Here is a 21,368-nt window from a genome sequence, read left to right as displayed (position 1 = left end):
AGTAAGCAAATTTTATTTAAACCATCGCCGTATGTCCCACCATTTATTTTTGTCGTCTTCCAGGTAATATCCAGATCCTGAATAACCGTTATAATCCGAGTAATAGTAATACCGGGTTCCGGCGTTATCGCCGCTAAATTTGGTAGTGTAGTATCTTGAATGCAAAAGGTCCTCTTCAAAAGCGTTGAGCACTATAACTGTATTATCAAGATGATATTCCTGCGCAATACGCTGCGGTACACTGGCCGCATAAAATTTTGATTTGCCCGACCTGATTACAAAAACATTAATATCACTGATCCTGATCAACGGAATGGCGTCAGATACCAGGCCAATGGGGGCGGTATCAATCATTACGATATCATATTTTAATTTTAACTGGCTTATCAATGCCAGCATCCTGTCGCTATGCAGTAATTCAGATGGGTTAGGGGGTACTGGTCCCGAAACAATAAAATCGAGGTTCTGCTGGTCAGAATGTAGTATAATGTCTTCCATCTCGTTTTGGTGGGCAAGGTAATTGCTTAGCCCCAGGTCATTGGGCACATGGAAGGTTTTATGTAGTTTTGAGCGCCTTAAATCTGCGCCTATAAGTATTACTTTTTTGTCGATAAGCGATAAGGTGCTCGATAAATTTACAGCTACAAACGATTTGCCTTCACCGGCAACCTCGGATGTAATGCAAATTACCTTACTCAATTTTTCTGAGGCCAGGAAACTAAGGTTTGTGCGTACCGAACGTACGGACTCGGCAAAAATAGACCGAGGTTTGCTCAGCGCCAAAACCTGCTTGCTGTTTTCATCAATTATGTCGGGATATTTTCTTATAATACCCAGGATAGGTATGGCAGTAAGGCTTTCAATGGTCTCTTTATCGTAAATATAGGGGTTTAGCACGCGTATTAAAACAATAAGCCCCAGGCCAATAGCCAGGCCAAAAATAATTGCCGACCTGTGAATATCATGCTCATTTGGTGATACCGCGTTAAAGTTGGGCTGTGCAAATTCAATTACTGTAGCGCCCGGCAATATCCCCGCGCGACTTATTTGCGCCTCCAGCTTTTTTTCGGATAAGAAAGAGTATACTTTATCGTTAATTTCGAAGTCGCGTTGCAAGCTCACCAGGTCGCGCTGTGCGGCGGGTAATGCCATTATAGTTTGGTTTACCTGCGATAGCTGGCTATCTAAATAAGCTATATTTTTTTCGATACTGCTGCGAATGCCTTTTATATTATTTAAAGCGCTAAGCTTGGCTTGTAAAATTTGTTGGTTAACTTCCTGTAAAGGTTGCGAGTTGGGTGTAAATGTTTTTAATAGCCCCGATCGTTCAGATATCAGCGCATCTAACTTACTAATCAGGGCATTTAGCGCAGGTAAATCAGTTCCGCCGGCGCTGAAGTTCAATGTCACGTTATCTTTTTCTTTGGTAATTTGATCTTTAAGCTGATCGAGCGAAATAAGTTGAATTTTTAATAATGACTTGTTTGATTCAATTTCGGCAGCTTTTGATGCCGATGAGGTTGATGCCGAGTTTACATCAAGTATCTTATTTTTGTTTTTATATTTTTCTATTGAGCTTTCGGAACCTTTTACCTCATTTGACAGGAATGATAGCTGACTATCAATAAAATCGATCATTTGCGAGGCCGACTGTGCTTTTTGATTACGGTCGAATATCACGTATTCTTTCATGATATTGTTGAGTACATCGGCCGCAAATTGTGGGTTCGAGTCGGTTTCCTGGATGGAGATGATATTGGTGTTTTTTCCTGTTTCTCCTGCCCTCAGGCCACCCTGTACCCTGCCTATATAATCTTCGGGGATGTTGAAATTGAAAAGGTAGATAGTACTATTATCAATAGCTCCGGGGTATTTTATATTGAAGCTTGTATTGCCAATAGTTACAGGGCTGTTATACCCGTAATTATTTTTTATTTCTTTGTCGCCGGCTTTATAGCTTAGGCTAAACGTTTGCCTGTCAATCGGCCTGTAGCTAATTTGTTCATGAAAAAAATTTAAGCTGTCAAATTTTATTAGTTGAATGTTTAATGGTTTCGACGGATAGGTTTCTGTAGTACGCACGCGGCCCGAGAGGTAAAAACTTACCCGGTAATCCATGTCTTTAATAGCGCTAAGTATAACGTTGCGGCTTTGCAGCACCGATGTGATGCTTTGTATTTTTGAGGGGCCGCGCTCGGGCACCGCCATAACAGTAATCAGGTCAGATACTTCAGATTTTTTTTCTTCTATTTTAAGCGTACCGGATGTTGCGTAGGTTTTTGGGGTGTACCATAAATAGGCATATGAAATGATTACGGCAATACCTACAGATGTTGCTATCCAGTACCATCGGCTCAACAATATTTTACCTAACTTAAAATAATCAATTTCTTGATTGGGCAGTTTTCTTTGAAATTTTTCTGTCTCTTCCATTAGCGGCGTGAAAGCGATAAAACTAATAAGGCCGTATTCAATAAAAGTAATATGGGCTGTACAAGGGTTGATATATTTTGTAAATTATCGTTACGTATTGAGCGTTTGTTGGGCGATGCATAAACAATATCACCGTTTTGAAGTATGGCCCTCGGGTCGTTTATGGATTGTATATCCCTGAGGTTAATATAGGTTACCTGCGGGTTTTTTTGATCGCCGCGTATAATTTTTATGTTTGTTTCGTTTGCCTTATCTGAAAGGCCTCCGGCCTGCCCAATCATTTCAACCAATGTAGTCCTGTCTTTTACTAAGGGGAAGTTTCCCTGTCCTCTAAATTCTCCAAGTAGCGTCACTTTTAAATTTGTAATCTTTAATTCAATTATGGGATCTTTAAGGAGGTTTTTACGGTAAAGGTCTTCAATAAGTTTTGCCGCCTGTACACGTGTAAGCCCCGATACAGTTATATGGCCAATAACAGGGAGCGCTATGGTGCCATCTTCTTCTACCTGGTAAACCTGGCCTGTGCCGGCAACTCCGCCACCACCCGTGCCCGAAGGTGACGGACTTTCATCAACTACATACTTGATATTTTGCAGGTTTCTTATCTGTAGTATATCCTGTGGCTTTATATGGTAGTTGGTCAAATCATTATTGCTCCTTTGCGATGTATCAATATTGATATTAGTTGCCTTTTGCTCAAAAAGTATTTGGTATTGTTTACCCGAACACGAGGTTAAAACAAGAATTATTAAAAAGAAGGAAAAAAAGTAGATTATTATACGCATAGGGACGATAACTTATGCTTAATGTGTTTATAATTGTGCAATATCTCCAAAAATACATAATTTGCGGCTATTACTACGGTGTATTTTTTCAATTTTAGGGTTTGAAGGTATCGTTAATTACAGTTGTTTATAATGCCCAGGATACAATTGCCAGATGTATCGAATCTGTCATCAGCCAAAAATATCCCGATGTTGAACACATAATCATCGATGGCGGATCAACCGATAACACCCTTCAGGTCATCAATCAGTACCGTTCATCAATCAGTCATTTTGTTTCCGAACCTGATAAGGGCATATATGATGCCATGAACAAAGGCATTAAGTTGGCCACCGGCCAAATTATAGGAACGCTGAATGCCGATGATCGTTTGGCCGATGCTGAGGTTTTATCAGCAATAGTCAGGACGTTTACCGAAAATGACGCAGAGGCGGTTTACGGAAACCTGCTGATTGTGAGCCCCGGCGGCAAAATTATACGCAAATGGAATTCGAAACAATGCGGTGCCGGTTCCTTTAATCGGGGCTTTATGCCGCCGCATCCCACTTTTTACTGCAAACGGCAATTGTTTCAAAAACTGGGTTTTTACAGTCTTCAATATGGCTCTGCCGCCGATTACGAATTAATGGTGAGGTTTATGCACCGGCATAAGATCAAAAACTTTTATTTAAATAAAGTAATAGTAATTATGCAGGGTGGCGGAGTTAGCAACAGTAGTTTAAAAAACAGGTTTAAAGCCTGGGGCTTTGATTTAAAAGCGATGCATCAAAATAACGTCATGATTCCCCTACTGGCACTTGTATTAAAACCGTTGCGGAAAATTTATCAATATATTTAATTTCAAATTAAACTTTTGTTAGGCGCTTGCGTATAACGGTTTAATAATAAAAATGAACTGATCTAAATACCCCCCCAAAATGCTTGAACTTTTACATTCGTCTCATTTAACTTACAATATTTTAATAGTAGTGTTTTCAGCATTGATTACGCTGCTATGTATCCCTTCAATTTTACATGTTGCGCGTTCAAGGCACCTGTATGATGATGTTGGCCATTTCAGGAAACAACATGACCATGGCATTCCGCGTTTGGGCGGCGTGGCCATTTTTGTAAGCTTTACCATTACTACACTGTTATTCAGTATAATTGAAAAGGCGCTCCCTATTAGTTACCTGCTTATTTCGTGTATTATACTTTTTGCAATGGGGTTAAAGGATGATCTTTCCGGCGTAAATTCAAGCACTAAGTTTTTAATCCAGTTTGTGGTTGCGTTAATATTGGTATTGCTTGGCGATATTCGTATAACCAGCATGTATGGTGTGTTTGGCATTACGCAATTGCCTTACATACCAAGCGCAGCGTTTTCTGTATTGCTTATTATGCTTATCGTTAATTCCTTTAATTTGATAGATGGCATTGATGGTTTGGCTGCTATAACCGGCATTATTGTAAACGGTGCTTTTGCTTTTTTATTTATGTATATCAGTCAATATGAGCTTGCAGCTATTTCGCTGGCTATGGTGGGCGCTATCATTGGGTTTTTAAGATACAATATTACGCCCGCCAAAATATTCATGGGCGATACCGGCGCGTTACTTATTGGCCTGATATCGGCAGTAATGGCTGTTAAATTTATCGAGGTAACAAAAATCGAGCATGTAAATGTCCCAACTATAACCTGCGCCCCCGCATTAACCATCGCCATATTAATAGGCCCTGTATTTGATACTTTAAGGGTATTTACCTTGAGAATAGTAAGCGGCAAATCGCCTTTTGAGGCCGACAGAAACCATATTCATCATCGTATTTTGAGGTTAGGGCTTAATCACCTGCAGGCAACCCTGTGCTTATCAATAATAAATTTATTATCAATAGGCATGGTGTTTATGTTTGATGGCTTAAGTAATTCATTGCTTATCGTACTTATCCTGTTTATTTCGATAATAACTAACTGGATTATTACATTTAGCCTGCGCTCAAAAGAACGCGAACATTTTGCCCTTCGTAATTTCCTGGCTTAATCACATTTATTTTGCCATCTTTTGTAAAGTAGTTTTAGCGTCACTAAGTCAGCGCAGTTATAAATACCCGTTCATCTTCATTAACTTTGCGCCCTTTATAAAACACAAAAGAAGATGAAGATCGCTATAAATGGTTTTGGCCGGATAGGACGCATATTTTTGCGAAATATCCTAAACCGGCCAGGTATTGAGGTAATTGCCATTAATGACCTTACCGATACCCAAACCCTTGCCCACTTATTTAAATATGATTCGGTTCATCGCGGTTTTAAAGGGGAGGTAAGTTTTGATGCCGGTAATCTTTATATTGATGGTAAAACAATAAAGGTTTTGGCCGAAAGTAATCCTTTGGCATTGCCGTGGCAAAACCTGGATATAGATCTTGTGATCGAATCGACAGGTAAATTTACATCAAGGGAAGGTGCGCAAATGCACTTAACCGCCGGTGCAAAACAGGTAATCATCTCGGCGCCGGCAACAGATAAAAGTGTGCCAACAGTGGTGCTGACTGTTAACGACGGGGAGGTTGATTTATCGTCGCCCATATTATCAAATGCTTCATGCACCACCAACAATGTAGCGGCAATGGTAAAAATTCTTGATGAAAACTGGGGTATTATTGACGGCTATATTACTACTGTACACTCCATGACCGGCGATCAGAATTTACACGATGCGCCACATAAAGATTTAAGGCGGGCCCGTGCGGCTTCGGCTTCCATCATTCCAACTACCACAGGCGCCGCTAAAGCTATAACCGCCATATTTCCGCATTTAACCGGCCGTTTAGGAGGCGCAGGCATCCGGGTGCCGGTGCTTAATGGGTCGCTAACCGATTTTACCTGCAGTTTAAAAAAACAGCCAACTATAAGTGAAATTAATCTGGCATTTAAACAGGCGGCTGACGGGGATATGAAAAACGTGCTGGAATACACAGAAGACCCGATAGTATCTACTGATATTTTAGATAACCCGCACAGTTGTATTTTTGATGCCCAGCTTACATCAATAGTTGGCGGGCTGGTAAAGGTTGTTGGCTGGTACGATAACGAAATGGGTTACAGCAGCCGCCTTGCCGACCTGGTTGAAAAAATAGCTGGCCTTAAAAAATGATAACCTAACCTGTTTTTGGGTATACCGGGCTACAGTAGTTGTTTTAACAGCAATAACATCCGGCAAAAAAAATACCCGTCTGCATTTACTTTTAAAATGTTAGTTTTTTAAACATGATAAAATTTATTGAGGTTGAAGCATTATTGCCTATCAGGAATGAAATACTGCGCGAGGGGCGGCTTACCCCGGACGAATGCCGCTTTCCGACTGATAAAATGGCCGGAGCTTTTCATTTAGGGTACTACAAAAATGATGAGTTGGCCTGTATCGTATCTTTCCATCCCCAAAACTATGGCGAATTTGCAGGCACAGGCTACCAGTTACGCGGAATGGCCACTATCGAAAAATACAGGGGCCAGGGGTTGGGCAACCAGCTTGTTAATTTTGCGCTTACCTACCTGCGGGGCCAAAAGGTAAATTATGTTTGGTGTAATGCCCGCAAAAAGGCTGTACCGTTTTATCATAACACTGGTTTCGAGGTTGTTTCGGCCGAGTTTGAGGTTCCCGGAATAGGGCCGCATTTTGTGATGTATGTTAAGTTAACGTGAAATATTGGGCAGATTAGAACAGCTTTTTACTTTTTTAGTTAAGAATTAGGAATAAAATGCTGAATTTGCGCGCCTTACCATTAAACGACCCATATTTTATATGAAAACCGTAGATCAAATTAGTTTTGCAGGCAAAAAAGCTCTTATCAGGGTTGATTTTAACGTGCCTTTGGATAAAGATTACACTATTACCGACGATAACCGGATGACGGCTGCGTTGCCTACTATAAAAAAGATTTTGAAAGATGGTGGCAGGGTTATCCTGATGTCGCACCTGGGCAGGCCAAAAGATGGCCCTAATGAAAAGGATTCTTTAATACACGTAGTAGCTCATCTTTCGGATCTGCTGGGCCAGCAGGTACAGTTTGCTGATGACTGCATTGGCGAAGAGGCCGTTGAAAAATCAAAAAACTTAGGTAATGGCGAGGTGTTGTTATTGGAAAACCTTCGTTTTTATAAAGAAGAAGAAAAAGGCGACGTTGCCTTTGCCGAAAAGCTTTCAAAATTAGGCGATATATACGTAAACGATGCTTTTGGTACAGCTCATCGTGCGCATGCCTCAACATCAATCATCGCGCAGTTTTTTCCCGATGCAAAATATTTTGGTTACCTGATGGCAGGCGAATTGGCCAATGCCGAAAAAATCCTGAACGGTGCGGCCAAACCATTTACGGCTATTATGGGCGGATCAAAGGTTTCTGATAAAATTCAACTGATAGAAAAATTGTTGGATAAGGTGGATAACCTGATTATTGGTGGTGGTATGGCCTATACTTTTGCCAAGGCAGATGGCGGCAACATTGGCACATCATTGGTGGAAGCTGATAAACTTGACCTTGCAATAAGCCTGAGGCAAAAAGCCAAAGATAAAGGTGTAAACCTTTACTTACCGGTAGATAATGTTATTGCCGATGCTTTTTCAAATGAAGCCAAAACCGGTGTTGCCAAAACCGGCGAAATTCCGGATAACTGGATGGGACTGGATATTGGCCCCGAAACGGTAAAAATATTCAGCAAGGTAGTTGAAGAATCAAAAACCATTTTATGGAATGGCCCGATGGGCGTATTTGAAATGGAAACATTTTTGGTAGGTACCAAGGCTATTGCCGAGGCTGTAGTTAAAGCAACCGAAAACGGCGCATTTTCCTTAATAGGAGGGGGTGATTCTGCAGCAGCAGTTGCTAAATTTAACCTTACCGACGAGGTGAGTTATGTATCTACAGGAGGGGGCGCCTTGCTGGAGTATATGGAAGGTAAGGAGTTACCCGGCGTAAAAGCAATTAACGAATAACATTATAACTATAAGCTATTGGCGCCAACCCTAAACGGCCGGCACCAATAGTCTTATCTCCCCGAATTAACTTGCAGCAGATTGGGGTAAATCCCCGATGTCATAACGCTCAGGAAAAAAATGCAGAGGCGTGGCTGTTTTGCATAACCTTATCTGCACATCAGCATTCTGTAATAATTCTTACAACCTGCGCTTAACCTTATAATTGATTAAGCGGTTTTTAACTACATTTGTACCATGATTGAATTGCCGGTAGTTCCTGCAGCGGGCCAGATCCAACGTAAGCCCGATTGGCTTAGGGTGAAGCTCCCCATCGGAAAAGAATACGCTCACGTGCGCGGCCTGGTTGACGAGCACAAACTACACACCATTTGCGAAAGTGGCAACTGCCCCAACATGGGCGAGTGCTGGGGTGCCGGCACGGCCACCTTCATGATACTGGGCAACATTTGTACCCGCTCATGTTCATTTTGTGCGGTAGCAACCGGCAGGCCCCTGGCTGTTGATGTTGATGAGCCAAACCGTGTAGCCACGTCGGTAAAACTGATGCAGGTAAAGCATTGTGTAATAACTTCGGTAGATCGTGACGACCTTAAGGATGGCGGTTCCATCATCTGGGCCGAAACCATTAATGCCATCCGTCGCGAAAGTCCTGAAACTACTTTAGAAACCCTGCTGCCCGATTTTAGGGGCAACTGGGATAACCTGGCCCGCGTTTTGGAAACCCGCCCCGAGGTGGTATCCCACAACCTGGAAACCGTAAGGCGCCTCACCAAGGAAGTGCGCATACAGGCCAAATATGACCGTAGTTTAGAGGCCTTGAAACATGTATCGGCTGCTGGTTTGCGTACCAAATCGGGCATTATGCTTGGCCTGGGCGAAACTGAGGACGATTTACTGGAAGCAATGGATGACCTTTTGGCGGCAGGTGTGCATATATTAACCCTGGGACAGTACCTGCAGCCAACCCGCAACCACCACCCGGTTCTGGATTGGATCCACCCGGATCAGTTTGCCCGTTTAAAACAAATTGGCCTGGATAAAGGTTTTAAATATGTAGAAAGCGGCCCGCTGGTAAGGTCATCTTACCATGCTGAAAAACACTTATTTGAATTATAACATTTCCTTTATATATTCAACTCGTTGAGCAAGAAACACAAAATATCGCTTTCGGAAGATGAGTTGGTGCTTGCATTGAGGAACCATGAAAAAATTGCTGTCGAGGCACTTTATGACATGTATTCGGCATCGTTATATGGTGTAATATCCCGCATTGTTATTGATACCGCTATAGCTGAAGATGTTTTGCAGGAAACTTTCGTAAAAATCTGGCATTCCTTTTCGGGTTATAGTGCCGAAAAAGGCCGTTTATTTACCTGGATGGTTAACATAGCCCGCAACCTGGCAATTGACAAAATCAGATCAAAGGACTTTAAAAATCAAAATAAAAACCAGGATATTGAAAATAACGTAACTTTTATTGACGAACAAAGAAACACAGTTTATAGGCCTGATTTGGTGGGTGTTAAAGATTTGGTTCAAGCCCTGAAGCCCGACCAGAAATCAATTATCGACCTGGTTTATTTTAAAGGGTACACGCACATAGAAGCCGCCGAAGAGTTGGGTATCCCGCTGGGCACAATTAAAACCAGGTTGAGAATGGGGATCCAGGAACTCAGAAAACATTTTAATTGAAAGTGGAAGATTTAAAAGCATATATAGAAACAGGGATACTGGAACTTTACGTTTTGGGGGATGTAACCCCCGGCGAAAAGCGCCAGGTGGAAGAGATGGCTTCAAAACATCCGGAGATAAAGGCCGAACTGGATGCAATAGAGCGCTCGATGGAATTATATGCACAGGAAAATGCAGTTGAACCATCGGAAAATTTACGCGGCCGGGTATTAGGCAGCCTGCTCACCAACTTAGGCGATGACAGGAGTTTCAGCAAAGCACACCCGCAAAAGGACAATGAAACCGATGATGAGGATGAAGATAATATTGTAACCCTGCCTGTTCAAAAAAAGGAAAGCGATTTTTATAAATATGCTTTCGCGGCCAGCCTGGCGCTTTTGGTAGCAAGTACCATTGCACTGGTGAATGTTTACAGCAAGCTACAAGCCTCAAACGAGCAATTGGTTGCACTACAAGCCGATAAACAACATTTTGCCAACCAGGTTAAACTAATGGATGGCGAGCTGACTGTGTACCGCGATACTACCTACAAGCTGCTAAGGTTAAAAGGCACCGCCAAAACGCCCCAGTCGGCGTTAACCGTGGCGTTTAGCCCGGTTCATAAAAGGGTTATGATTGATATGGCAAACATGAAAATGCCAGTGAATGATAAGGCGCACCAATACCAGCTTTGGGCCCTTGTAGGCGGCAAACCTGTCAATCTGGGGGTATTTGATTCGCGGGCGGATACGCTAACCCATATTAAAGAGATGAAGTCGCTGGCCTCGGCAGATGCCTTTGCCGTGACGCTTGAGCCGCGGGGCGGCAGTATTAATCCAACCATGGATCAGATGATGGTTATTGGCAAATTCTGATAACAAGGTGCCGTTTCCCCGCCGTTTTTTATAAAAAGCGTCAGTTATGCCGCCAAGACGTGCTTTTTATGTTTAATTACTGTCATTTTTTACTGTTTTTTGGACGGGTTTGTTAAGGGAACGCCCGGCTTTTAAATTATTTAATGGTTATTTAACAATAAGCCAAACCATTTATTCGTTTTTTTGTAACTATTAAGATGTCACCGACGTCTTATAACCAGTTAGATTAAAACAGAGCCTGTGAAGTAACGAAAATGAAAGTGATAGATCTAACTCATAAACATGAGTATTTAGTTCTTTATAAGATCAGTTAATAGTTAATAAAAAAGGATGTATGATACTTGCATCCTTTTTTTATGCCATCAACTTTGCCATGGTAACCGGCAATTGCGCGGTAAGCTTGCCCGGCAGTACCACATGAAGCCGTTTTGGTAAAGCAAGCTCATCACCAGCCTTGCCGTGTATGTAAGTTCCAGTTAAACACGCTTCTAACGATGTGTATTTTTGGGCCAATAAAGCGGCAATAATACCCGTAAGCACATCGCCCATGCCCCCTGAGGCCATTGCCGCATTGCTTGTAGGGTTAAAATAACATTTACCATCCGGGCTTATGGTAATAGTATAATCGTTTTTCAATACTATATAAATATTCAGTTCCCTGGCTTGCTCCATGCCGGTTTGCAGCCGTTTCCACCAGCTTTTATGCTCGCCAAACAGGCGGTCAAACTCCTTCATGTGTGGCGTTAAAATGCTGCCCGCCGGCAGTTCCTTCAATAATTTTTTATCATCGCTCAATAAATTAAGGGCGTCGGCGTCTAAAACCAGCGGTTTTTTATAATTTTTTATAACGGCCGATAATAATTTTACAGCGTCATCGCCCTTCCCTAAACCCGGCCCCACGGCTATGGCGTTAAATTTTTCCCATGCTATCTCCGGCAGTTCATTTTTGTTACGCAGTATCGCCATAATTTCGGGCATGTAACTATTTAAAGCAGTTAATCCGCTTTCGGGTACGCAGGCAGTTGTTAAGCCTGCGCCGGCATATGCCGCGGCCGATGCGCTGAGTAACGCCGCCCCCATGGTTTTGGCCTGCCCGGCTACAATGAGTACATGGCCGTAAGTACCCTTATTGCTAAAGCGATGGCGTGGTTTTAGTATTTTGCGGATATCTTTCTCTTCGGTAAACTGGTATGCCGAGTTTAATGATTGTACAAAACTTTCGTTGATGCCAATATTTACCGCCTCCCAGCAATCAATATAAGTTGCAGATTCGGGCAGCAGGAAATTGATTTTGGGCTGCTGAAACGTAATCACCAGGTCGGCTTTTATAGCTGTTGCGCCCGGCAATATTTCACCTTCGGCAAAAAAGCCGGTTGGCACGTCAACGGCAACCACAGTTGTGCCCAGGTTATTAATATGGTCCACCAGGCGCTCATAGTCGCCGGTAAGCGGTTTATTTAGCCCGCTGCCGAGCAAGGCGTCAATTAATATTGTCCCTTCGTCTGGCGGCAGCGCAGCGCCTTTATTTATTTGAATGATGTTTATGCCGGCTTGTTTTAACCTTTGAAGGTTACTGCTAAAATCGCCGGTCTGCTTTTCGCTAAAGCAGGCTATTTTAACACTCAACTTTTTATATTGATGATCTTTAAGTAAGCGTGCAATAGCTAAACCATCGCCGCCGTTGTTGCCCGTACCGCAATAAAAGGATATAGCCTGGTTTTTATCCGGAAAATGGTTGATGAACCAGCCAACAAATGCCTTCGAAGCCCGTTCCATCAGATCAATAGAAGCTATAGGCTCGTTGGCGATGGTAAAAGCATCGGCCTGTCGTATCTGATCGGAGAGGAGTAAAGGCAGCATATAATTCTAAAGTTAGGAATTATATGTTTTGTTTGGATTGAAATGATAATTGAAAATTAGTTGCCTCAAAATAATCCTTTGGGCCAGCCTGAAAATAAAACCCGATGCCAATAAACGAAATGCCGACCGAACCAGAAGGCAAGCCGCCGCCGGGCACTGAAAACCGGGTTCAATTGATTTATAAATGCATAGCCCAACGGCCCGAGATTGACCGAATATATCTCGCTTAAGCAACGGGTTACATAGGCACAGCGGAGTAAATAGTTCTCACTTAAATCTCTTACCACTCTTTTGGCTTTTTGTACTAATTTTACCGCCGCAAAATATCGCCCCTTTATGATCCAGGTTTTCCGGTCTTTTAATCCTTTGAATGTTTTGTGGCTGGTGGTTGTGTTATTCATTACCCGGGTGGGCTATATTCTTCACGTGCCCGATAAACTGGAATTTGTATTTGTTGAGCCATTTGCACGCCTGCTGGTACCTGTTGCTTACGAGTATGCTTTATCGCCGGGGTTGAATATATTATTTGCCGGCATGTTGATACTGATACAGGCCTTACTGCTTAACTATTTAATAAACCACTATAATTTATTAAGCAAGCCCTCGTTTTTACCGGCTTTGATGTATGTAACGCTTTCGGGATTGTTTTCGCCTTTTTTGATACTAAGCGCGCCGCTTATATGTAACTTTTTGCTGATCTGGATGTTGTTTAAGCTGTTTAGCCTGTACAAAGGGGATAATGCCAAATCAATATCCTATGATGCAGGTATGATAGTAGCCCTTGGCTCGCTTATTTACTTCCCTTTTATTTATTTGTTTTTGGCTATTTGGATAGCGCTTATATTATTTAAACCGTTTAACTGGCGCGATTGGGTATCGGGCGTTTTAGGGTACATTACCATCTTTTTCTTTTTAGCGGTATTTTATTACCTTAACGATAAAATTTCTGTCTTCTATAAAATCTGGCTGCCGCTGGGTAAAAAGTTTCCGGATCACATCAGCATTAACTCTTATAATTACCTGCTGCTGATACCTGTTTTCATGATATTGGTGCTCTGTTTCTTTAAATTGCAGCAAAATTTCTTTAAAAGTTACGTGCAAACCCGTAAGTCTTTTCAACTTTTATTTTTTATTTTTTTAATTGCAGGTTTTTCATTTTATGTAAACGCCTCTTTCCACCTCAATCATTTTTTGTTATGTATTGCGCCCTCCGCGGTGTTTTTTGCCTATTATTTTTTATATGCAACCAAAAAATGGTTTTACGAAAGCCTGTTTTTATTGCTGTTAATCAGCATTATCTACTTTCAGTTTAACAATTTTTAACTTTTACATTCGTCCAAATTTCAGCGGTTATATTAGTTTTGTAGCGTGAAACTATTATTTGCTGTTGTTTAAACAAACAATGTGCCTATTGTAGCACCACAAAAACTTACACAAAAAACAAATCAGATGAAATTTGGCGTAGTTATATTCCCCGGCTCTAACTGTGATGAAGATATCATATATGTATTAGAAAAAATAATGGGCCAGCAGGTTGTAAGGTTATGGCATAAAGACCATGACCTGCAAGGTGTCGACTTTGTTGTTTTACCCGGCGGCTTTTCATTTGGCGATTATCTTCGTTCAGGTGCTATTTCGCGTTTTTCGCCAATTATGCAGGAGGTTATTCAATTTGCTGCAAAAGGCGGGTATGTAATGGGTATTTGCAATGGCTTCCAAATATTGGCCGAAGCAGGTTTGCTGGATGGCGCCTTATTGCATAACGAAAACCGTAAATTTATTTGCCGTAACATTTATCTTAAACCACAAACAACCCAATCATTACTTACTGTGGGGTTAGAGCAGGAACAGGCATACAAAATCCCTATTGCCCATGGCGAAGGTAACTTTTTTGCCAGTGCCGATGTGATTAAGCGCCTGAATGATAACGACCAGGTAATGTTCCGTTATTGCGATGAGGCTGGTAATATTACTGCTGATGCCAATCCGAACGGATCATTGGAAAACATTGCCGGCATTACCAATGCTACCCGTAATGTATTTGGTTTAATGCCTCACCCGGAGCGTGCAGCCGATGCATTGTTGGCTAACGAAGACGGACTGGCCATTTTTGAGTCAATACTATCAGTAGTTAGGGCCTGATGACCAACCTGGTTATCGATATTGGTAACACATTTACAAAAATTGCCGTTTTTGAGTTGGACGAGTTGCTCGCGGTTGAACAATTTGAAGATGTACCCTTAACCAGGCCTGATGAACTGATTAATAAGTATAACGTTAAGAGGGCAATAGTATCGTCGGTAAAAAAAAATGTGGAGCCCTGGCAAGCCGGTTTAACAGCAAAAATACCCCTGGTTACTTTTAATAACACCATGACCAGTGGAGTACAGAACCATTACCTAACCCCCGAAACGCTTGGTACTGATAGAATGGCCGCTGTAATTGGTGCAAGCCATATATACCCTGGGCAAAACAGCCTGGTTATAGCGGGCGGCACCTGCATAACTTACGACTATGTTGATGCCGGCCGGAATTATTTTGGAGGCAGTATATCACCGGGTTTAAATATGCGTTATAAGGCTGTAAACTATTATACAGCCGGTTTGCCGTTAATAAATGCCGATGCCGGGTTTACGCCAGGCTACGGAAACACTACCGAAACCGCCATACGATCGGGTGTGCAAAACGGTATAAAATATGAGTTAACGGGGTTTATTGAAAGCTATAAAGCCATTGATAACCAACTAAATATTGTACTAAGCGGGGGCGACAGTATTTTTTTTGATACGCTGTTAAAAAATAGCATCTTTGCCCCCTATATAAAAATTGAACCTTATTTGGTTTTAAAAGGATTAAACGCAGCTATACAAAAGCATAATGATTAAATATACCAGGTTTCTTTTAACACTTCTATTTTCTGCAGTATTTGTATTTGCAGCAAACGCGCAATCTACCACCAGTTCTCCATATTCAAGGTTCGGTTTGGGCGATATCAGCCCACAATCAACAGCTCAGAGCGCTGGTATAGGCGGTATTGGCGTTGCTACCAACAGGATCAGCTTGTTTAATAACATCAACTTCCTTAACCCGGCATCGTACGCGGCCATGAGTTTAACTACTATTGATGTTGGTATTTACAGTAATTTTTCAACCCTGAGCCAAACCGGGCAAACCAGCCAAAGCAACAAAAACTTCAGGTTAAGCCACATCGCCTTTGGTATTCCGGTTAGTAAGCACTCCGCACTAAGCTTTGGTTTATTGCCATATAGCGAACGAGGGTATAATTATAAAAAATCGGTTAGCAATTTAGGCACTTCATCGCCTGCTGATACCAATGTAACCAATTATAGTTATAATGGCGATGGCGGCTTATCAAAAGCCTATATAGGGTATGGTTTTACAATAGCCAAGCACCTGTTAATAGGGGCTAATGTGTCGTATATATTTGGTAACCTTAAGGATAACACTACCACCGAAACACCTGATCTGGCCGGATTTTTAAACACCAAAATTGAACAAACCAATTCAATCGGCGGTTTAAATTACGACTATGGCCTGCAATATTCCATCGACCTTTCTCAAACAAAACACGTTATTTTGGGCTACTCGGCTTCAGCAGGGTCAAAGCTTAACTCACAATCCAGTTTTATTGTAAGCCACTATACCAACGATGCTAATGGTAACCCTAACATAGCTGTTGATAGTGTTATTAACAGGCAGGGCGCATCGGTAAAACTGAAGCTGCCGCAAATAAACAGGTTTGGGGTATCGTTCCAAAATGATGGTAAATTTTTAGTTGGCGCCGATTATTCGATGGGCCAATGGTCAAATTACAGCATAAATGGTCAAAATCAGGGTTTGGTAAATAGCCGCACCATTAATGTTGGCGCGCAAATTACCCCAAACATTGGTACCATTCGCAACTACCTGGCTACTGTTGATTACCGTATTGGGGGTATTTATGATGAAACCTATATGGTTGTAAACAACACCCGGATAAAAAGAATGGCCGTTACCGCCGGTTTGGGTTTGCCTTTACGCCCAAACAACGGGAGTTTTTACAAAATCAATATATCGGCCGAGGTTGGCAAAAGGGGCACACTGGCCAATAGCCTGGTTAAAGAGAACTACATCAACCTGCGTTTAGGCTTTACGCTTAACGACAGGTGGTTTACCAAATATAAATTTGATTAATAACATGATGTACCAAGGGGCAAAATGTATAAAAGGCTTAGGCCTGCTGTTATTGCCGCTGCTTGCCTGTTCCATATCGTCCTGCGAAAACGACCTGAACAAGGTTAAAGAGATAGCATCTACCGAGATGGGCGTAGTAGTTGAACCAACAACCGGTGTTGACTTGATCATGAGCGACTCGGCAAAAGTAAAGCTGCACTTGTTGGCCCCGCTTATGTTGCAGTACCAAACAAAAGATCCTTATAAGGTAATGCCCAAAGGCGTAAAGGTTATACTTTACGATAAACAAACCCAGCAGGAATCGGGCAATATTGTTGCAGATACAGGTATTTCCCGCGATAGCAAAAAGCTTATAGAGTTTCATAAAAATGTTGTGGCAACCAATGCCAAGGGCGAAACCTATAAATCCGACGAGCTTTACTGGGACCAGACTACAAAAAAAGTTTATTCGCACAAGCCAGTACAGGTAACCATGAATGGCGGCAACGTGATGAACGGCGATAGCTTTGAAAGTGACGATGCCTTCCTGCACCCCACCCTTAAAAGCAGTACCGGTATATTTCACGTGGACGAAAAAGTGACGCAATAATGTTATTTTTTTCAGGAAAATTTTGTGTTATAGAATTTTACTAAAAATTGTATCTTGCGCCCTCTTTTAAAAGAATATAATAATTACAGAAGTATATGGGTATAATGGGTTTCTTGCGCGAACGGATGGGAAAAATCCTGGCAATCTTTATTGGGGTTGCACTTTTTGCATTCATCGTGAGCGAGGTAGTAAGATCAGGTGGGTCTTTTTTTAGAGACGACCGCAGCGAACTTGCCGAAGTAAACGGCGAAAAGGTTCAATTAGATGAGTTTAATAAAAGGCTCGACCAAAACACAAATCAGTTTAGGCAACAATCGGGGCAAAGTCTTTCGCCCCAGATATTAAACTATGTTCAGGAAACTACCTGGAACCAGGTGGTAAGCGAGTTGTTGCTTAATAAAGAGATTGAAAAATTGGGCTTAACTGTAGGGGATGATGAAGCTGCCGCTATGGTAACCGGTAATAACCCCGACCAGCAAATAACCCGTGTGCCACAATTTGCCGACCAGCAAACCGGCCAGTTTGATAAAAATAAGCTAAACCAGTATTTAAGCTTTATATCATCGTCAAAAGCTGATACCGCTGCAAAACGCCAGTGGGGAGAGTTTCTGAAACAGGTATTTGAGGCCAAACAAAAAACCAAGTATATGGCAATTGTTACCAACGGTTTGTACGTAAACTCACTGGAAGCCAATGATGATTACCTGGCAAAAAATAAACTGGTAAGCTTTAAATATGCTACGCTTGATTATGCATCAATCCCTGATGCTAAAGTTAGTTTGACTGATGCAGATTACAGCGCCTACTATGATGCCCACAAAGCGGAATTTAAAAATCAGCAGGAAACAAGAACATTTGATTATGTGGCCTTTAATGGCGCCCCTTCAAAAGAAGATAGCGCTGCCATTAAAACCGAGGTTAACAAACTGGTTGATAGCATTAAGGTAAGCACTAACGATTCGCTTTTTGTACAAATTAACTCCGAAACAAAAACGCCGCTTGTGTTTCAGAAAAAAGGTTCGTTTGAGCCTAAATTAGATACTTTGATGTTTAACGCTGCCAAGGGCTTTGTTTATGGGCCTTACGTATCAAACGGAAGCTATAAAATTGCTAAACTGAGCGATGTTAAAACTACTTTTGATTCGGTAAGAACAAGGCATATTTTAATTAACCCCCAGGCCGAAGGCGGTGTAGAAAAAGCAATTGCGAAAGCAGATTCAATTAAAAAATTAATTGAAGGCGGCAGGCCGTTTACAGATTTTGTTGCAACTTTCTCGGTTGATAAGGGCAGCGCTGTTAAGGGCGGCGAAATACCATCGTTTGATGTTAATGGCATGATGGCAGGTAGCCCGAACCCAATAGCCGCTGAATACGCAAATGCTGCTTTCAAAGTAAGCAAAGGCAGCCTGGTTGTTGTAACCTCGCAATTTGGGGTGCACCTTATACAGGTTGAAGATCAAAAAGGATCTGTAAAATATATTAAAGTTGCAGTTGTTGATAAACCAATTGTTGCCAGCAGTAAAACACAAACCGTAGCTTACAGTAAGGCCCAGGGATTTTTAGGCGCTTTAACCACAGATAATTTTGATGCTGAAGCTAAAAAAGAAGGCTTGAAAAAGCTTACTGCCGATGATGTAACAGGTACCGCAGCAGGCTTACCAGGTTTAGACAATGCCCGCGAGGTTGTAAGATGGGCCTTTAAAGCTAAGAAGGGCGACCTTGCGGAAAAAGTATTTTCAGTAGGCGATCAATATATCATTCCTCGTTTAACCGAAATTAAACCCAAAGGTATTTTACCGCTTGAAACCATTAAAAAACAAATTGAACCTGCTGTACGCAACGAGGTAAAAGCAAAGCAACTGGGTGAAAAATTTGCAGCTGCATTAAACGGTTCATCAACAATTGACCAGGTTGCCCAAAAGGCAGGTACTAAAGCTGTGCCTGTTCAAAACATTGTTTTTGCAAATCCAATTATACCGGGCCAGCCGGGTGCAGAATATAAGGTTGTAGGTTCTATTTTTGGTTCGCAACCGAATAAACTTTCAAAACCGGTTAACGGACAACAAGGTGTATTTGTGTTTGTTGTTGATGGATTTACAAATCCTGCCGCGCTTACCAATAACTTAAGACAAAAACAACAAATAGCACAAACTTTGATACAACGTGCCGACGGACAGGTATTGGAAGCCTTGAAAGATAATGCTAATGTAAAAGATAACAGGGCTAAACTGTTATAATATAAATTAAAGTAATTTTACATCCGGGAGCAGCGTTAAACCTGTCTCCCGGATTTTTTTTGCCTGTGGGTTTTTAAATTGTTAAAAAAAACTGTCATGCTGAGGAACGAAGCATCTATTCGCGAACTTTTCTATCAGCCATACACAACTGATAGATCCTTCGTACCTCAGGATGACAGTAGACTTGGATATACCAGGGACAGGTACGGTGTTTACAAGGGCAAAATCAAACTCATAACATTTTAGAGTTTAAAAATTAGGATTTAGAATTTAGTGAATTAGGATTTAGAATTCAACGTTATGGATATACAGGAAAACATAGTAAATAAAGTAGCCCAAAGCGGTTTGGTTACTTTAGATCCCGCATCGTTTTACCCGCCGGGCGAACGTGTTATTTACGACATTAAGGATAACCTGTTCCATGGCCTGATGCTGCGCGAAAAAGATTTACGCGATTTTATAAAGGAACACGACTTTACGCAATACCAGGACAAAAACGTAGGCATTACCTGCAGCGCCGACGCTATTGTACCAACCTGGGCCTACATGCTGCTGGCAAACCGGATGGCCCCTTATGCGCGCGAAATTGTTTTTGGCGATGCCGCTGTATTGGAAACGGTGCTTTTTGAAAAGGAGATAGCCAAGGCCAACCTGGAACAATACGCAGGCCAGCGAATTGTATTGAAAGGCTGCGGAGATATAGCGGTACCCGTTTCGGCCTATGTGGAGCTTACAAAAAAATTAACCCCAATAGTAAAAAGCATCATGTTTGGCGAACCATGTTCTACAGTGCCAATTTATAAACGTAAAGATTAATATTAACTATTTGCTTTTCATTGAATCCCGCTAACCAATAGTTTCCGGCTCATGCAATAAAAATGGGTTTAAACCATTTACAATATCGATTGTCCTATTCATGTGCTGGTTATAAACAGAAATTGGCAGCAGTTAAAAAGCAAATATTAATGAAAAAAATCTTCTCGTGCTCCTTGTTCTTTGTATTGTTTTACACTTCGGGCTTTGCACAGGAACTTACAAAAGTTACTGAGCCTGTATTTAAAGTGGGCGAAAAACTGAGTTATAAAATGCAATACGGCTTTTTTAAGGCGGCCGAAGCCAACATCAGGATTGAAGCCAGCGACAAAAAATTACCGGGCAACGCTTTTCATTTGATTGCCGAAGGAAAAACAGCAGGTACCTTTGATATATTTTACAAGGTGCGCAATCGCTACGATTCTTATGTAGATCAAAATACATTGTTACCTTACTTTTACAGTGAAGACCGGCACGAAGGCAAATGGAAGCATACCGACAAAGCTACCTTTGATCAAAAAGACAATAAAGTAACCGCTAATAAAGGCGAATTTTCATTTAAAGGCAATTCATTTGATTTTGTATCGGCTTATTATTTTGCACGTACTATAGATGTATCCAAACTAAAAAAAGGCGAGACATTTGACCTGCAATATTTTTTAGAGGATGGCTTTCATAAAATGAATATTACTTACGTAGGTACAGAAACTATTAAATGTGATATGGGTACTTTTAACTGTTTGAAATTTAACCCCACAATTATCCCTGGCCGTATTTTCCGTAAGGATAGTAAGTTGTACCTTTGGATAACTAATGATGGCAACAGGATACCTGTAAAGGCACATGTTGAAGTTATTTTAGGCAGTATAACAATGGAGCTTCAATCGGCAAGCGGATTGAAGTATCCGCTAAACCCCATAATGAATTAAATTAA

General features: G+C 41.6%; 19 protein-coding genes. 16 read left to right on the top strand and 3 right to left on the bottom strand.

Annotated elements, in window-relative coordinates:
* Positions 1 to 12 precede the first annotated feature (12 nt).
* Both AC1DXF_RS13300 and AC1DXF_RS13295 read right to left on the bottom strand, forming a co-directional pair.
* Positions 13 to 2,433 carry a GumC family protein gene (locus AC1DXF_RS13300; protein WP_477449223.1) on the bottom strand — a complete coding sequence of 807 codons (2,421 nt, stop codon included), beginning with the start codon at positions 2,431 to 2,433 and terminating at the stop codon, positions 13 to 15.
* Complete coding sequence (locus AC1DXF_RS13295; protein WP_477449222.1) at positions 2,433 to 3,218, bottom strand: polysaccharide biosynthesis/export family protein; 786 nt, start codon at positions 3,216 to 3,218, stop codon at positions 2,433 to 2,435. The genes AC1DXF_RS13300 and AC1DXF_RS13295 overlap by 1 nt, the downstream gene beginning before the upstream one ends.
* A 101-nt stretch (positions 3,219 to 3,319) precedes the next feature.
* Between AC1DXF_RS13295 and AC1DXF_RS13290 the strand changes: the two genes are divergently transcribed.
* The 8 genes from AC1DXF_RS13290 (at position 3,320) to AC1DXF_RS13255 (ending at position 10,741) form a co-directional block, all read left to right on the top strand.
* Positions 3,320 to 4,057, top strand: coding sequence for a glycosyltransferase family 2 protein (locus tag AC1DXF_RS13290; protein ID WP_477449221.1), 738 nt, complete (start codon positions 3,320 to 3,322; stop codon positions 4,055 to 4,057).
* A 79-nt stretch (positions 4,058 to 4,136) separates the two neighbouring features.
* Positions 4,137 to 5,240 carry an MraY family glycosyltransferase gene (locus tag AC1DXF_RS13285; RefSeq protein WP_477449220.1) on the top strand — a complete coding sequence of 368 codons (1,104 nt, stop codon included), beginning with the start codon at positions 4,137 to 4,139 and terminating at the stop codon, positions 5,238 to 5,240.
* Between the two features lie 114 nt (positions 5,241 to 5,354).
* Positions 5,355 to 6,353 carry a type I glyceraldehyde-3-phosphate dehydrogenase gene (gene gap / locus AC1DXF_RS13280; RefSeq protein ID WP_477449219.1) on the top strand — a complete coding sequence of 333 codons (999 nt, stop codon included), beginning with the start codon at positions 5,355 to 5,357 and terminating at the stop codon, positions 6,351 to 6,353.
* A 113-nt stretch (positions 6,354 to 6,466) separates the two neighbouring features.
* Positions 6,467 to 6,901: a GNAT family N-acetyltransferase gene (locus AC1DXF_RS13275; RefSeq protein ID WP_477449218.1), complete on the top strand. Its 435-nt coding sequence runs from the start codon at positions 6,467 to 6,469 to the stop codon at positions 6,899 to 6,901.
* Positions 6,902 to 7,001: 100 nt separating this feature from the next.
* The gene (locus AC1DXF_RS13270; protein ID WP_477449217.1) at positions 7,002 to 8,192 is read left to right on the top strand and encodes a phosphoglycerate kinase; all 1,191 of its coding nucleotides are present in this window, start codon (positions 7,002 to 7,004) and stop codon (positions 8,190 to 8,192) included.
* 237 nt (positions 8,193 to 8,429) lie between these two features.
* A complete protein-coding gene (lipA, locus tag AC1DXF_RS13265) occupies positions 8,430 to 9,311 on the top strand; it encodes a lipoyl synthase (RefSeq protein WP_477449216.1) in 882 nt (293 codons plus the stop codon).
* 24 nt (positions 9,312 to 9,335) lie between these two features.
* The gene (locus AC1DXF_RS13260; protein ID WP_477449215.1) at positions 9,336 to 9,887 is read left to right on the top strand and encodes an RNA polymerase sigma factor; all 552 of its coding nucleotides are present in this window, start codon (positions 9,336 to 9,338) and stop codon (positions 9,885 to 9,887) included.
* A gap of 2 nt (positions 9,888 to 9,889) precedes the next feature.
* Positions 9,890 to 10,741 (top strand): anti-sigma factor, encoded by an 852-nt coding sequence (locus tag AC1DXF_RS13255; protein ID WP_477449214.1) that lies wholly within the window; start codon positions 9,890 to 9,892, stop codon positions 10,739 to 10,741.
* A 354-nt stretch (positions 10,742 to 11,095) separates the two neighbouring features.
* On the opposite strand, the gene AC1DXF_RS13250 is transcribed toward AC1DXF_RS13255, so the two are convergent.
* Positions 11,096 to 12,601 (bottom strand): NAD(P)H-hydrate dehydratase, encoded by a 1,506-nt coding sequence (locus AC1DXF_RS13250; protein WP_477449213.1) that lies wholly within the window; start codon positions 12,599 to 12,601, stop codon positions 11,096 to 11,098.
* A gap of 336 nt (positions 12,602 to 12,937) precedes the next feature.
* On the opposite strand from AC1DXF_RS13250, the gene AC1DXF_RS13245 reads away from it, so the two are divergent.
* The 8 genes from AC1DXF_RS13245 (at position 12,938) to AC1DXF_RS13210 (ending at position 21,363) form a co-directional block, all read left to right on the top strand.
* A complete protein-coding gene (locus AC1DXF_RS13245) occupies positions 12,938 to 13,924 on the top strand; it encodes a DUF6427 family protein (RefSeq protein WP_477449212.1) in 987 nt (328 codons plus the stop codon).
* A gap of 126 nt (positions 13,925 to 14,050) precedes the next feature.
* A complete protein-coding gene (gene purQ / locus AC1DXF_RS13240; RefSeq protein ID WP_090642276.1) occupies positions 14,051 to 14,743 on the top strand; it encodes a phosphoribosylformylglycinamidine synthase subunit PurQ in 693 nt (230 codons plus the stop codon).
* Positions 14,743 to 15,486: a type III pantothenate kinase gene (locus AC1DXF_RS13235; protein ID WP_477449211.1), complete on the top strand. Its 744-nt coding sequence runs from the start codon at positions 14,743 to 14,745 to the stop codon at positions 15,484 to 15,486. The genes purQ and AC1DXF_RS13235 overlap by 1 nt, the downstream gene beginning before the upstream one ends.
* A complete protein-coding gene (bamG, locus tag AC1DXF_RS13230; protein ID WP_477449210.1) occupies positions 15,479 to 16,795 on the top strand; it encodes a BamG family beta-barrel-assembly machinery protein in 1,317 nt (438 codons plus the stop codon). The genes AC1DXF_RS13235 and bamG overlap by 8 nt, the downstream gene beginning before the upstream one ends.
* A gap of 4 nt (positions 16,796 to 16,799) precedes the next feature.
* Positions 16,800 to 17,384 carry an LPS export ABC transporter periplasmic protein LptC gene (gene lptC / locus AC1DXF_RS13225; protein ID WP_477449209.1) on the top strand — a complete coding sequence of 195 codons (585 nt, stop codon included), beginning with the start codon at positions 16,800 to 16,802 and terminating at the stop codon, positions 17,382 to 17,384.
* A gap of 95 nt (positions 17,385 to 17,479) precedes the next feature.
* Positions 17,480 to 19,621 (top strand): peptidylprolyl isomerase, encoded by a 2,142-nt coding sequence (locus AC1DXF_RS13220; RefSeq protein WP_477449208.1) that lies wholly within the window; start codon positions 17,480 to 17,482, stop codon positions 19,619 to 19,621.
* Between the two features lie 300 nt (positions 19,622 to 19,921).
* Positions 19,922 to 20,437: a DUF2480 family protein gene (locus tag AC1DXF_RS13215; RefSeq protein ID WP_477449207.1), complete on the top strand. Its 516-nt coding sequence runs from the start codon at positions 19,922 to 19,924 to the stop codon at positions 20,435 to 20,437.
* Between the two features lie 149 nt (positions 20,438 to 20,586).
* Positions 20,587 to 21,363, top strand: coding sequence for a DUF3108 domain-containing protein (locus AC1DXF_RS13210; RefSeq protein ID WP_477449206.1), 777 nt, complete (start codon positions 20,587 to 20,589; stop codon positions 21,361 to 21,363).
* The last annotated feature ends 5 nt before the right edge of the window (positions 21,364 to 21,368 follow it).

It is taken from the genome of Mucilaginibacter sp. P2_A5 (assembly GCF_056404995.1).
Note: the sequence above shows the minus strand (reverse complement) of the source record. Positions and strands in the feature narration are given on the sequence as shown.

Excerpts from the sequence above, each read along its gene's own strand:
- AC1DXF_RS13300 (WP_477449223.1), bottom strand. The coding sequence starts at position 2,433 with ATGGAAGAGACAGAAAAATTTCAAAGAAAACTGCCCAATCAAGAAATT.
- AC1DXF_RS13295 (WP_477449222.1), bottom strand. The coding sequence starts at position 3,218 with ATGCGTATAATAATCTACTTTTTTTCCTTCTTTTTAATAATTCTTGTT.
- AC1DXF_RS13285 (WP_477449220.1), top strand. The coding sequence starts at position 4,137 with ATGCTTGAACTTTTACATTCGTCTCATTTAACTTACAATATTTTAATA.
- gap (WP_477449219.1), top strand. The coding sequence starts at position 5,355 with ATGAAGATCGCTATAAATGGTTTTGGCCGGATAGGACGCATATTTTTG.
- AC1DXF_RS13275 (WP_477449218.1), top strand. The coding sequence starts at position 6,467 with ATGATAAAATTTATTGAGGTTGAAGCATTATTGCCTATCAGGAATGAA.
- AC1DXF_RS13270 (WP_477449217.1), top strand. The coding sequence starts at position 7,002 with ATGAAAACCGTAGATCAAATTAGTTTTGCAGGCAAAAAAGCTCTTATC.
- lipA (WP_477449216.1), top strand. The coding sequence starts at position 8,430 with ATGATTGAATTGCCGGTAGTTCCTGCAGCGGGCCAGATCCAACGTAAG.
- AC1DXF_RS13250 (WP_477449213.1), bottom strand. The coding sequence starts at position 12,601 with ATGCTGCCTTTACTCCTCTCCGATCAGATACGACAGGCCGATGCTTTT.
- AC1DXF_RS13245 (WP_477449212.1), top strand. The coding sequence starts at position 12,938 with ATGATCCAGGTTTTCCGGTCTTTTAATCCTTTGAATGTTTTGTGGCTG.
- purQ (WP_090642276.1), top strand. The coding sequence starts at position 14,051 with ATGAAATTTGGCGTAGTTATATTCCCCGGCTCTAACTGTGATGAAGAT.
- AC1DXF_RS13235 (WP_477449211.1), top strand. The coding sequence starts at position 14,743 with ATGACCAACCTGGTTATCGATATTGGTAACACATTTACAAAAATTGCC.
- bamG (WP_477449210.1), top strand. The coding sequence starts at position 15,479 with ATGATTAAATATACCAGGTTTCTTTTAACACTTCTATTTTCTGCAGTA.
- lptC (WP_477449209.1), top strand. The coding sequence starts at position 16,800 with ATGATGTACCAAGGGGCAAAATGTATAAAAGGCTTAGGCCTGCTGTTA.
- AC1DXF_RS13220 (WP_477449208.1), top strand. The coding sequence starts at position 17,480 with ATGGGTATAATGGGTTTCTTGCGCGAACGGATGGGAAAAATCCTGGCA.
- AC1DXF_RS13215 (WP_477449207.1), top strand. The coding sequence starts at position 19,922 with ATGGATATACAGGAAAACATAGTAAATAAAGTAGCCCAAAGCGGTTTG.
- AC1DXF_RS13210 (WP_477449206.1), top strand. The coding sequence starts at position 20,587 with ATGAAAAAAATCTTCTCGTGCTCCTTGTTCTTTGTATTGTTTTACACT.